Here is a 12,410-nt window from a genome sequence, read left to right on the forward strand (position 1 = left end):
GAAGAAACGGCCCCGCCTTGAATGGGCGCGCCGTTCCGTCAGAGGTCTATATTATCTATTCCCCAAAAAGCCCTGCCGGTAATCCGGCAGGACTGGCCTTCTCCCGCCTGGAAGAGAAGGGCTTCCATACTGTTTCGCTGTGCTCCCGGGTCACCGGGCCGTCCAGCCGGATTCGGGCGCGCTGGCCGTCAGCGTATTTCCGACGGGCTTTTGCCGGTATGCTGCTTGAACTGGCGGCTGAAGAAGAAGATGTCACGGTAGCCCAGTGCATCCGCTACCTCAGTCACGTTCATGCCGGCGTACAGCAAGAGATGCTGGGCCCGTTCAATCCGGGTGCGGATCACATAGGACTGAACCGAGGAGCCGGTGATCTCTTTGAACTTGATCGAGAAGTAACGCGGCGACAGCCCAGCCCGTGCGGCCAGGTCCTCTACCCGGTGCGCAGCCCCTGGATGCTGGCTGACATAGTTAGCCACCTCGTGGATCACCTCAGCCAGCTGGTTGCTGACATGGCGCTCAATTGGCACGACCTGGTCCTGCCGCAGCAGATGAATCATCAGCTGCTTCAGGATCAGGCGGCCTTCTTCCTCTGCAGCGTAGGTCTGCACCAGGAACAGGCGGACGTAACGGGCCAGCAGATGCTCGAACTCCACGGTCTCCGTCAGTTCGTGATAAGGCGCAGGGATCTCCGTCACCTCTTCAGCGACATCGAAATGAATATATGTAAGCACAAGCGGTTTCTGCGGATTATGTGTAGCACTGGTGTGATCTCCCGGGCGGAACAGGAAGCAGCTTCCCTTCCCCACCTGATAGGGCACCCCGCTGCGCACAACGGTTCCTTCCCCGCTCCAGACATAGAACAAATCATAATTTTGCAGCGGCTTCTCTCTTTTTTGCCACTTCCAGCCCGGTTCACAGACGATCTTCGCCAGGGCCGGGAGGATTACAAAAGAGGATGGCGATGCATGCAGCATATTGGTCCCTCCTAAAGTTTTGTGGGCATGCCTTCCCTGTATTCCTTCGAAATAACTGGCAGTAACACCCGCTTCGAATGCGTAAGCTTACTTTTCATAATACCTTGTCCGGTTCCCTTTTGTACATCTTCCCCTACCCGCAGGACTGTTCCTATCAACAAACTATCTGTTAAAATATAGGAATCATCCTACTATAGATCGGCGGGAAGTATATGGACTACCACTATCTCTTTCACTATTATGATGAATCCACCGGCCCCTTCCGGAATCTGTCTGACCTTTCGCCTCAATCAGCGGAGACGGTGCTGCAGGATATCCGGGAGCAGAGTAAGGGCTTTGCCAGCCAGCGTTCCGCCGATTATCTGCAGATCCGCCGCAGGCTTGAACAGAGGGCGAGAGAGCAATTTATCGCCAAAGGAGGCAAGCCGGTCCGCCGGCATCCGCATTACATGACTTTGGGGCGATGCCCCTGGCTGCAGCAGTGGTATCCGAAGGGGATGGAGCTGAATATCCCGGTTGCGGCCTTTAACCCTGAGACGATCAGCTTCACCTACGGCGATTTATTTCCCACCATGCGCTATGCGGACGGCAAACCTTACCGTGAGCAGGTCTACACACTGAAAGAGATCCTTGAGGTGGTCCGCGAATACGGTCTGCCGCAGAAATGGAACGCAACAGGAGACTCTGGCCCTGAGCGTTACGTCGAAGTCCAGATCTGGGAGGAGCCGCCCGGCTTATTCCAAAAGTATTTGTGAAAACGCGGCATTCCTCAGTGACGGCGGCAATTCACGGTGATATAATGTTAGGCAATGTTAGCGTATATATCCCAGAAGAATACCGGAAGGATGAAACTGATGAATCCACTGGCTGGACAATTGAATGACAGCATCAAGGCAGGCAATGAACATGTGTACGATATGCTCTCTAATCTCGGCAAAGCAATCTATTTCCCCAAAGAGGGAATCCTGAGCCAGTCTGCAGAAGCGACGGCTCATGCCAAGAAGTATAATGCTACCATCGGTATTGCTACCGAGAACGGAATGCCGATGCACCTTGGTGTGATCCAGGATAAACTCTCCGCCTACAGCCCCAAAGACCTGTACGGCTACGCGCCTCCTGCAGGCAAGCCGGAGCTGCGTACGGTATGGCGGGAGAAGATGCTGCGTGAGAATCCGTCGCTTGAAGGCAAATCCTTCAGCAATCCTGTCGTTACGAACGCCCTGACACACGGGCTTAGCATAGTTGCCGACTTGTTCGCAGAACAAGGGGATGCCGTCATCTATCCGGACAAAAACTGGGAGAACTACGAGCTGACCTTCGGCATCCGCCGTCTGACCGAGACCGTTAACTATCCGCTGTTCACCGAAGATATGAGCTTCAACAGCGAAGGACTGCTGGATGCGCTGCTGGCCCAGAAGGACCGCGGCAAAGCCATCGTCCTGCTCAATTTCCCTAATAACCCGACAGGGTATACACCAGGCATTAAAGAAGGCGAAGCCATCGTTGCCGCAATCCTGCGTGCCGCTGAAGAAGGCGTTAATGTCGTAGTCGTCAGCGATGATGCTTATTTCGGACTCTTTTTCGAGGATTCACTGAAGGAATCGCTGTTTGGCAAGCTCGCGAATCTGCATCCCCGTGTCTTGGCAATTAAGATCGACGGAGCTACTAAAGAAGAATTTGTCTGGGGCTTCCGCGTCGGCTTCATTACCTATGCTTCCGAGAACAAAGAGCTGCTGGCTGCTCTGGAGCAAAAAACACTCGGTATTATCCGGGCCACCATCTCCAGCGGAGCGCATCCGTCCCAGACCTTTGTACTGGATGCGCTGAAGGCGCCGGAATTCGCCGCCCAGAAGGAAGAGAAGTTCCAGATCATGAAAGGCCGGGCCAACAAAGTGAAGGCGCTGCTGGACAGCGGCAAATACGGCGATGACGTATGGACTTATTATCCGTTCAACTCCGGGTACTTCATGTGCCTGAAGCTGCTCACCGTGCCGGCTGAAGCCTTACGGCTCCATCTGATCCACAATTACGGGCTGGGCACCATCGCCCTTGGCGAAACAGATCTGCGCATTGCCTTCTCCTGCATCGAAGAGGATCAGCTTGAGGATCTGTTCGATCTGGTCTATGCAGGCATCCGCGATTTGGAGAAAGCCTGATTCCCAGCCTCTGCACACGTAAGTCAGCTCCGGATTTCCGGGGCTGACTTTTTTTGCCCTGCCCTATGGCATTGGCCTATACACGTTCTTCCCTCCGCACATACAATACGATGTACTCAAGTACAACAACTCAAACGCGAAAGGGGAATGAACATGAGCGAAGAAGTTAGAGGCGGATACGGATACGGACACGGTGCATTCACAAGCACAGGCGCAATTCTGGTTCTCTTTATCCTGCTGGTTATCATCAGCCGTTCACTCTTTGTCTAACCGGGAATAAGTCCCTGGAGGGAGCCCAGCGCTCTCTCCGCTCCCCGTGTTGCAGCATTCCCTGTTCCACCCAAGTAGAAACGGCTTTGCCGTCCTTTTAAGGGACGGTGTTGTTTCAGCGAGAAATAGAAGGATAAGTTATCGTGTGAAACATATAAATTCTTATATTTTGAAATTAAGAGGGCAACTCCCTCTATATAAAAATGGCCTCACGCTCCGCGTCAGCAGAGTATGAGGTCATTTTTCATGTGCACATTTTTGTTGCTAAAAGAGTCTGTTCTACAAGTCATCCTCATCCGTCCGGGCTTCCTTGCGGGTGGAGTAGGCCTTGAACAGATAGGCCAGCAGCGCTCCGCACGCCAATGTTCCCAGAACCGGCAGCGGACGCGCTCCCGCCTGAAGCAGAAGAGGCAGTCCGGTCAGCAGAGCCAGCACCAGATGCGCCCGGAATACAAACTGGATGGTTCCCTTGCTCTTGCTGCCTTCCGGCAGCGGATACACGGTCAGCCAGAACGACTCGCTGTGCAGCTTGCGCAGCGCCGTCAGCTGAATCCCCATCAGGAAGAGGAAGAAGATATAAATGCCGCTGCCGGTGTAGCTGTCCTGATTCATCCAGACCAGGAACAGGTCCAATACGGCAATCCGCAGAACGATTCCGAAGATATCGCCTCTGGCGAAGCTTTTGGTCAGGAGAAAGCGGTAGGCGGAATTCCGCTGCCAGGTTATGCCGCCGCCCCACCGGGACAGGTAGCGCCGGGCATAGACCCGCTGCTCACGTCCGGGGACATCAACGAACCAGCCGAGGACCATAAGCGCCCGGGTCCCCTGATTCTTCTCCATCGTAATCAGGCGTTCCCACGGAACAGAGTGCCGGCCAGGTACGGCCAGCGCTGCCGCGTAGGCTGCGGCCAGAATTACGATGAAGATCAGCGCACGGACCGGCGGCTGCCATACCCAGGCCGCAACCATCAGGATGCCCACTGCCCAGCGCAGCAGGTTGTAGCCTATGGCAGCCGGCCGGGAGAGCATAGCGGTCTCCCGCCATAACCCGAAGCTGGCGAGCAGCTTCACCAGGATCAGGACCAGGAGCGTGGCCAGCAGCCCCTTATGGGATTCATCCGTGCGTATGTACAGCGGCCATAAGGTAATGAGGACAAAAGCCAGCCGCAGGATCTTCCACACATTCCCGCTGACCCAGGAAGGGGCGAAGTACTCCTTCATCCGGTGGCCCTGCGGCAGCAGGAAGATCGTATCCGGAGTCTGCAGATAGGTCCGGAAGCTGCTGTGCACCGCCGCCGGCACCAGCAGGACGAGCATAATCCAACGGATGGGAATACCTGCCGGGATATCGCGCAGCAGGGAAGTGTACCAGGCGGAGAAGATGATTAGCACCAGCAGGAACACCATTGCTACCCCGCTCTGGATGATATACCCCATATAGGGGATCAGGCTTCCTGTAAATCGGCTGCGCCGCTGCCGGCGCAGCTCCTTCAAATCCATATCATTTCCCTCCCTGAACCAGTTCGTAGAACAGCTGCTCCAAGTTCAAGCCCTGCAGCCCGGCCTTCGCGGTCATCTCGGCGAGTGTTCCCTCCGCAATTACCATTCCACGGTGCAGCACAATGAACCGGTCGCAGTAGTTCTCGATGGTGGAAAGGATATGCGAACTCAGCAGAATGGACGCCCCGGACTTCTTCAGGTCCAGCATGAAATCCAGCAGCGAGCGGATGCCGAGCGGATCGAGGCCGAGGAACGGCTCGTCAATCACATACAGTGCCGGGCGTGCTACGAACGCACACATAATCATCACCTTCTGCTTCATGCCTTTGGACAGATGGGACGACAGCGTATCCATCTTGTCCTCCATATTAAAGAGTGCGGCCAGCTGGCTGGTGCGCGATTCATAATCGCTGCGCTCCACCCCGTAAGCTCTGGCCGTAAATTCAACATGCTCGCGGACGGTCATCTCCTCATAGAGGAGGGGGGACTCCGGAACGAAGGAAAGCGCGCTGTGGTAGCTCTCGGGATCGCTGCTGCGCGTCTTGCCCTGCACGGTAATCTCACCTTTATGCGGAGACATGAGTCCTAGAATATGCTTCATGGTTGTACTTTTGCCTGCGCCGTTCAAACCGATAAGCCCGACCATTTCACCGGGCTGAACCTGCAGGCCGATATCATGCAGCACCGGCTTGTTCAGGCTGTATCCTCCGCTTAAGCCCGTAATTTGCAATACGGGAGCTGTGTTCATTGGCCGTCACCTCTCGGGGTTTTGTTCTTGAGCCACTTCGGGGCTCCCTTGTTCTTGCGGTTCTTGTCCCGCTCCGCATTGCTGCGTGCCTTGCCTGCGGGTGATGCCGCGCTGCGCGTGCTCGCGGCAATCCCCGGCCGGTGCTGCTCACGCCGCACCGTACCAGCCCCAGCACCAGCTGCGCCCGGCTGCCCTGCCGGAGCTTCGCCGCCCGTCCCTCCGGCTGTTCCAGCCGCCGAGGTCCGCACCTGCGGCTTGCCGGTGCGCGGCCCGGCTTCGCCACCGCGCGGGGCAGTGCCTTCGCGGCGGGCTGCACCTGCGCCGCCGCCGCGGAATTCACTGCGCTCGCCCTCCGTCAGCGCCTTGCCAAAGGCCATTTCCCGCTCGTCCAGCTGGATATCCAGCTCGCGGGCGAATTTGCGCATGATGAACGTCTGCTGCTCCGTAACAATCGTTACGGACAAGCCGCGTTTGCCCATGCGCCCCGTGCGTCCGGCACGGTGGACATAGTGCTCGGAATCAAAGGCCGGATCGAAGCTGACGACCAGTGTCAGATTCTCGATGTCCAGGCCTCTGGCCGCCACGTCGCTGGCGACCAGCACCTTGAGCTTGCCGTCACGGAAGCGGGCCAGCACGTTTGCGCGCGTAACCTTGTCGGCATCGCCGTACAGCGCTGCGGCAGGTAGTCCCAGATGATTCAGCTTCGCGGTTACCTCAGCAATATCGTCGGTGGCATTCACGAACACAATCGCCCGCTCGGGCTTGTAGTGGCGGATCACCCGGCGCAGCATATCCACCTTGTTCCGCTCCTCGGATACCACGTAGTGATGTTCAAGACTCTGGGCCGTCATCATCCCGGGATCAATGCCCACCTCTGCGATGTTCTTCATTTCCTTGTTGGCCAAGAGCTTGGTTTCCGGTCCGATGGTCGCGGACAGCATAACCAACTGGCGTGTGCGCAGCGCGCTGCTGACGATCTTCGTCACTTCGCCCGCGCCGCTGAGCTGGAACATCTGGTCCGCCTCATCGAGAATAATCGTCGTCACCTCATGCATCTTCAGCTTGCGCAGCCCGATCAGCTCCCGCACGCGTCCCGGTGTACCTACAACCAGCTGGGGATGCTCGCGCAGCTTGTCAATCTGGCGTTTGATCGCCGCCCCGCCGATCAGCCCCATCGCCCGGATGCCCCGGTGTGCTCCGTAGCGCTCTGCTTCGCGGAGAATCTGCATCGCCAGCTCCTGGGTTGGTGCCAGCACCAGTTTCTGCACCGACTTCTGGTCCGGATTGATCCCTTGCAGCAGCGGCAGCAGGTAGGCCAGAGTTTTGCCTGTCCCTGTCTGGGATGCGGCCAGAACATCTCTTCCTTCCAGCAGAAGCGGGATCGTCTGCTCCTGTACAGGGGATGGTTCGGTGATGCCGAATTCAGACAATCGGGCAACGAGGTCTTCCTGAATGCCGATAGCTGCAAAAGAAGCTTTATTCATAATAGTAATTCATCCTTTTCGCTTAAGATAATATGTTCATTATATGCCAAAAAGGCCTCTCCACCAAATGGAAGGCCATAAGTTCCAATCTACGCCATATTTTATATATGTAATTCCATCCTGCATGCAAAAGGGGACAAGCCGTTTGCTTCATAGCTGAGCAATCATTTTCTGTTCATTGCGTTATAGGTCAGCTTATCCGCCAGCCGCGGAAACAAGCCGTATAGACGAATCCCGAAGGCTGCCAGACCGGGCAGATCCACTTCTTCCTTGCCTTTGTCCATCAGCTTCACGATCTTCGCAGACACATGCTGCGGAGTCATCATGATCCGGCTCACGCTTTTCTCATAATTGCCTGAAGGATCGGCGGTCTTGAAGAATTCGGTGGCGATGGGTCCGGGGTTCACGGCCGAGACAATAATTCCGCTCTTGCGGAGCTCCTGGCGGAGCGCATTGGTGAAGCCGAGAACAGCATGTTTCGTAGCCGTATAGGCAACTGCGCGGGCTGTGCCGATTTTGCCGGCCATAGAGGCCACATTCACGATCTGACCGCTGCCGCGCTCCAGCATATGAGGCACTACCGCCTTGGTGCAGCGGACAATCCCCATATAGTTCACGTCCATCATGGCATCGAATTCGCCGGACTCCATCTCCGTAAAAGCCGCAAATTTGCCATAACCGGCATTATTGAGAAGAATGTCGATTCTGCCGTACTGTTCAAGAATCTCCGCGAAGGTACGCTCCACTGCCGCCTCATCGGTCACATCACAGACGAACAGTCCAAAAACGCCCGGTATCCCGGCCGCGGTTTCTTTCAGCTTGTCTTCCGAACGGGCCAGCAGAATGGGAACGGCCCCACGCTGGCTGATCATCTGTGCCGTAAGCGCACCGATGCCGCTCGAAGCTCCTGTAATAACAACAACCTTGCCTTGTAATGCCATGGAATGTGTTCAGCTCCCGAATATCCGCCTAAGAGATCATAACCTGAATATCAAGCTCCCCGATGCCTTCCATCATAAGCGGGATACTCAGCGCTCTGCGCGGAAGGATGGACATGCTCTCTGTCTTCATTAACTTCGGCGGTGTAATGTCTACCGAAACCCCTTGATTGGAGAGAATAGTACTGGCATTGCCGCTGATCATGTTGCCAAGCTCCGAAATGGCACTCTGGCCCATCTCGTCCATTTCCGTAATCACATAGCCGCCCATCATGGCCGAAACCATCTTAAGCGCCACGTGCTCGGCGATTCCGAAGATAATATTCCCGCTGAGCTGACCTGTCATTCCCACTTGAATCCATATATGATTATCGATCAGTTCAATGTCCTTAATACCCAGAATACCGGTAGACGGCGAGACTTGTATCACCTGTTCAATTACAATTCGTGCAGACTCTAGAAACGGATTGATTACTTCTGCTTTCATGAAAGTGCTGTCCCCCCTCGACCAGGCTTTAGTCATATACCAAAAGTCCTAAGCAATAATGATTTATTATACTTCATATATCGGCATTATTCATCAAAAATTAATGGTCTTGTCGAATGAATTCACAAGATAGTTTGGACGGCGACATTGCCCTGCCGGGTGTAATCTCCTATAATTTAATCAAATGCCAACACTGAACGTAAGATTTGCGGCGCATTTCCCTCCGGGTGCAGCATTCACTGCGTATTTCCCCCTCATTCCTGGCAGACAATCCGCAGCATGCAGACCCTGGCCCATCAAGCTGTTAACGGCGCAAACGTCCTCTGGAAAGAAGTCACTTTCCCACAACGATACCAATATACGGCGGCACCAATCCGGTAGCCATTAGGGGGCAGTCCATGAATATCAGCCAGCTTGAAACACTGATTACCATTTCCAAAACCATGAGCTTCCGCAAGGCGGGAGAACTACTCAATTTGACCCAGCCGGCGGTTTCAGCACAGATCAAAAGTCTCGAAGAAGAATTCAAAACCCAGCTTGTGGACCGGAATCAGCCTGTAACCCTGACAGACCGGGGCCAGGTATTCCTCACGCATGCGGAGCAGATTGTAGGTATCGTTGAAGAGCTTAAGCAGCGTCTTGCGGATCTCGAAGAGAATCCCCAGGGGCATATTATTCTCGGCACGACCACCTCCATTGCCATTCAGATTCTGCCGCGGATTCTGTCCTATTTCCAGGACCAGTTCCCGCATATCAAAACCTCGATCTCGTCCATGTCCTCTTCACAAATCTATCAGCATGTCGAGAACGGTCTCGTCGATGTCGGCATCGGCTATCTGATCGGACGCAGTCCCGGAATGACAACTTCCGTCCTGTATTATGATACCTTTGAACTGGTCGTCTCGCCCCGCCATCCTCTGGCCCAGGTCAAATCGGCCGGTATTGAGGCACTTGGCAAAACACCGCTCATCCTGCTGTCCCCGGACACCGTCGGACGGAGATTCGCCGATGAAGTACTCGCCAAACACGGCATCCAGCCCCAGGTCATCATGGAGCTGACCAGCAGCGAAGAGGTGAAACGGATGGTGGAGCTGGATCTCGGGGCAGCCGTTATTTCCAAACAGTCTGTAACCGCCGAGGTCCGAAGCGGCACGCTCAAAATCGTCCCGATCATTGAGCTTGAGGTCACCCACCCTGTAGGCGTCATCACCAAATCCGGGAAGTACGTCAATTCGGCCATGAGGCAGTTTCTGAGCGATCTTAAGGGAATGCCCGAAACCCAGTTCATCGGCTCAGAGTAACTAATGATCAGCAACCTGCAACCTATTCTGCCACCTTGGCCTAAGGAGATGTTACCTCTATGAATTTCGACCTGCATACCCATCATTTCCGCTGCGGTCATGCTGACGGAAGCATCAGGGATTATATTGAAGCCGGAATAACCGCGGGTCTTGATGTAATCGGAATTTCCGATCACACGCCCTATTTCGGAAGTCCGTCCGAGCAGGCTTTTCCGCGTATCGCGATGGCCAAATCGGAGCTTGTCCACTACGTAGAGGAAGTACTGGCTCTGCAAAAGGAGTACGAAGGCCGCATTGATGTCCTGCTCGGCATTGAGTCCGACTATTTCCCCGAGCATGCGGAGCTGTACCGGAAGACGCTGGCCGCCTATCCGTTTGACTATGTGATCGGTTCGGTGCACAGCGTGGACGGCAACAGCATCTTTAATAAAAGCCGCTGGAAGGGTCTGGGTCCAAAGCAGAAGCTGGCAGCCAAAGCGGAGTATTACCGGCTGATTGCCGAATCCGCGCGCAGCGGCATGTTTCAGATCCTCGGACACATTGATGCGATGAAGGGCAACTATCCCCAGTTCTCGGAAATCTCCGCTCCCCGGGAGATTGATGAAGCCTTAAGCGCAATCAGCGAATGCGGGCTGGCCATCGAGATCAACACCTCGGGCGGCACCAAGCTGTGCGGCGGCTGGTATCCGTCGGATGAGATTCTGGAGCGGGCGCTGCATTTCGGCGTGGAGGTCAGCTTCGGCTCCGATGCCCATAAGCCTTCCCGGGTGGCTGATCAGCGCAATAACGTTGCCGCGCGGCTTAAGGAGATCGGATTTAAGCACTGGGTCTACTACAAACGGCGCGAGAAGATTACAGTAGGACTATAGCTGTAGGATAACGGAGACGGCTTAATTCTCTGCTGGACAAAATAAATGCACCGCATGCGGTCCGGCTGTTGACGATGCTTGCCATCGTCCGCCGTTACCGCTGCGGTGCATTTTTGCTATGGTTATTCCTTATTCAGATTATCGCAGGTGAAGCCCTGCTGCTTCAGCGTCCGCCCGGCGTCGCCGTACTGCGGATTCAGGGCATAGAAGCGGGCAATTGTACTGCTCCAATCCCTCTCGGTCAGCCCTTGAGCCCTAAGTGACTCGCGGTGGGTCTCATTGTACTCTTGGATCAGGGCTTTCTGATCAGGGTTATATGTTTCTTCATGATACACAGCCGCCATAGGCAGGCGCGGCTTCTTCGGCAGCTCTTCACCCGGATAGCCAATACACAGGCCGGCCACCGGGAATACATATTCGGGCAGCTGCAGCAGCTCAATCACTTCCGCTGTGCGGCGGCGCACGCCGCCGATCGGGATAATCCCCAGTCCCAGCGACTCCGCAGCAGCCACCGCATTCGCTAAAGCGATGCCGACATCGGTTGCACCGACCAGCAGCGCATCCACATCTCCTGCCGCTTCAAACGGCTGGTCTTCCAGCTCTGCCGCCAGCCGGGCCCGGTGAAAGTCCATGCAGAACACCAGAAATACCGGCGCTTCGGCCACATGCTTCTGGTTCCCGCTCAATACCGACAGCTGCCGCTTCCGTTCTTCGCTGCGTACCGCAATGACCGATACCTGCTGGCCGTTCACCCAGGATGGTGCGGCCTGGGCTGCCTCAATTATGGTCTTCAGCTTCTCTGGTTCTACCGCCTGCCTTGTATATTGCCGGAAAGAGCGGTGGTTCGTAAGTAGTCTAATCACTTCGTTCAAGAGTTATGTCCTCCTCGCCAAATGCTGTTTCGATATATCCATCATAGCCTAATGACTCCGGCTACCGCCAGCAGAATGCGGTGAAACCGGAATCGGCATACGGCACGCCACAAAAAAATGGACCCGAATCATCGGGTCCCAACAGCAGTTATATTTTCAAAAGGGGGTCATGTACTTAGTTTAACCGGAGACTGTTAGAGTTTGATAACGGCATTATTTCAATTGTGTAACAATGTGAATACTTTCATTACATCGCCCGAGCCGTCCGCCATCGGCAGTGTCCGCTCCAGGGTCAGACCATTCTTGAGCATCACCTGCTCCGATCTGAGGTTGTCCCCGCGGCAGCGTCCCTCCACCTTCAGCAGCTCCAGTTCGCGGAACCCGTAGGCCAGCAGCAGCCCCAGTGCTTCAGTGGCGAAACCGCGCCCCCACCATGCAGGATTAAGCATATACCCCAGCACCGCCTTGCCCTCATGCCGGTTCCAGTTCTGCAGGGAGACCGATCCGATCAGCTCCGGCTGTCCTTTGAGATAGATGCCTGCATGCAATGCGCAAGGGTCATAACCATGCAGCATCCGGTTCACCAGCTTATCCAGAACGCCCTGCTGGGAGGATGAGCCCTGGCGCAGCTGAATATGCGGCTGCACCTCCGGATGGGAGAGCAGCGCCCGCAGCACTGCACCGTCAGCGGATGCCATACTTTTCAGTTCTACCGCCGCTCCCTGCAGCGCCATACCCATAATCGCTTCATAAGTGCTCATGAACTTCACCCTCTTCTGCTGCTCTCGTTAAGCCGCATCCTCAAGCTCTG

General features: G+C 55.4%; 13 protein-coding genes. 5 read left to right on the plus strand and 8 right to left on the minus strand.

The genetic code is table 11. The features are described 5' to 3' along the window. Positions 1-188 precede the first annotated feature (188 nt). Positions 189-974 carry an AraC family transcriptional regulator gene (locus NSU01_RS29275; RefSeq protein ID WP_039306903.1) on the minus strand — a complete coding sequence of 262 codons (786 nt, stop codon included), beginning with the start codon at positions 972-974 and terminating at the stop codon, positions 189-191. A gap of 212 nt (positions 975-1,186) precedes the next feature. Between NSU01_RS29275 and NSU01_RS29280 the strand changes: the two genes are divergently transcribed. From NSU01_RS29280 to NSU01_RS29290, 3 genes are all read left to right on the plus strand, one after another. Beyond that, positions 1,187-1,729, plus strand: coding sequence for a hypothetical protein (locus NSU01_RS29280; protein WP_076247523.1), 543 nt, complete (start codon positions 1,187-1,189; stop codon positions 1,727-1,729). 99 nt (positions 1,730-1,828) lie between these two features. Continuing rightward, positions 1,829-3,130, plus strand: a complete 1,302-nt coding sequence (locus NSU01_RS29285; RefSeq protein ID WP_042141612.1) for an aminotransferase class I/II-fold pyridoxal phosphate-dependent enzyme — start codon at positions 1,829-1,831, stop codon at positions 3,128-3,130. Between the two features lie 153 nt (positions 3,131-3,283). Then, positions 3,284-3,400: a YjcZ family sporulation protein gene (locus NSU01_RS29290; RefSeq protein WP_209994562.1), complete on the plus strand. Its 117-nt coding sequence runs from the start codon at positions 3,284-3,286 to the stop codon at positions 3,398-3,400. 279 nt (positions 3,401-3,679) lie between these two features. Here NSU01_RS29290 and NSU01_RS29295 read toward each other — a convergent pair whose 3' ends face one another. From NSU01_RS29295 to NSU01_RS29315, 5 genes are all read right to left on the minus strand, one after another. After that, a complete protein-coding gene (locus NSU01_RS29295) occupies positions 3,680-4,900 on the minus strand; it encodes an ABC transporter permease (protein WP_076247521.1) in 1,221 nt (406 codons plus the stop codon). Between the two features lies 1 nt (position 4,901). Further along, a complete protein-coding gene (locus NSU01_RS29300; RefSeq protein WP_042139777.1) occupies positions 4,902-5,648 on the minus strand; it encodes an ABC transporter ATP-binding protein in 747 nt (248 codons plus the stop codon). After that, on the minus strand, positions 5,645-7,132 hold the full coding sequence (locus tag NSU01_RS29305; protein WP_042139778.1) for a DEAD/DEAH box helicase: 1,488 nt from the start codon (positions 7,130-7,132) through the stop codon (positions 5,645-5,647). Before NSU01_RS29305 ends, NSU01_RS29300 begins: the two co-directional genes overlap by 4 nt. Positions 7,133-7,296: 164 nt before the next feature. Further along, on the minus strand, positions 7,297-8,073 hold the full coding sequence (locus NSU01_RS29310) for an SDR family oxidoreductase (protein WP_076247519.1): 777 nt from the start codon (positions 8,071-8,073) through the stop codon (positions 7,297-7,299). A gap of 28 nt (positions 8,074-8,101) precedes the next feature. Next, the gene (locus tag NSU01_RS29315; RefSeq protein ID WP_039306920.1) at positions 8,102-8,557 is read right to left on the minus strand and encodes a chemotaxis protein CheX; all 456 of its coding nucleotides are present in this window, start codon (positions 8,555-8,557) and stop codon (positions 8,102-8,104) included. A 398-nt stretch (positions 8,558-8,955) separates the two neighbouring features. Between NSU01_RS29315 and NSU01_RS29320 the strand changes: the two genes are divergently transcribed. After that, on the plus strand, positions 8,956-9,858 hold the full coding sequence (locus tag NSU01_RS29320; RefSeq protein WP_042139782.1) for a LysR family transcriptional regulator: 903 nt from the start codon (positions 8,956-8,958) through the stop codon (positions 9,856-9,858). Between the two features lie 59 nt (positions 9,859-9,917). Next, a complete protein-coding gene (locus NSU01_RS29325) occupies positions 9,918-10,727 on the plus strand; it encodes a histidinol-phosphatase (protein ID WP_042139783.1) in 810 nt (269 codons plus the stop codon). A 122-nt stretch (positions 10,728-10,849) separates the two neighbouring features. Here the strand turns inward: NSU01_RS29325 and NSU01_RS29330 are convergent, their stop codons facing one another. Then, positions 10,850-11,590 carry an NADPH-dependent oxidoreductase gene (locus NSU01_RS29330; protein ID WP_305954228.1) on the minus strand — a complete coding sequence of 247 codons (741 nt, stop codon included), beginning with the start codon at positions 11,588-11,590 and terminating at the stop codon, positions 10,850-10,852. Between the two features lie 227 nt (positions 11,591-11,817). After that, complete coding sequence (locus NSU01_RS29335; RefSeq protein WP_052422082.1) at positions 11,818-12,360, minus strand: GNAT family N-acetyltransferase; 543 nt, start codon at positions 12,358-12,360, stop codon at positions 11,818-11,820. Positions 12,361-12,410: the final 50 nt, after the last annotated feature.

Source organism: Paenibacillus sp. FSL H8-0259 (assembly GCF_037963255.1).
In the GTDB taxonomy this organism is placed as follows: domain Bacteria; phylum Bacillota; class Bacilli; order Paenibacillales; family Paenibacillaceae; genus Paenibacillus_AQ; species Paenibacillus_AQ phytohabitans.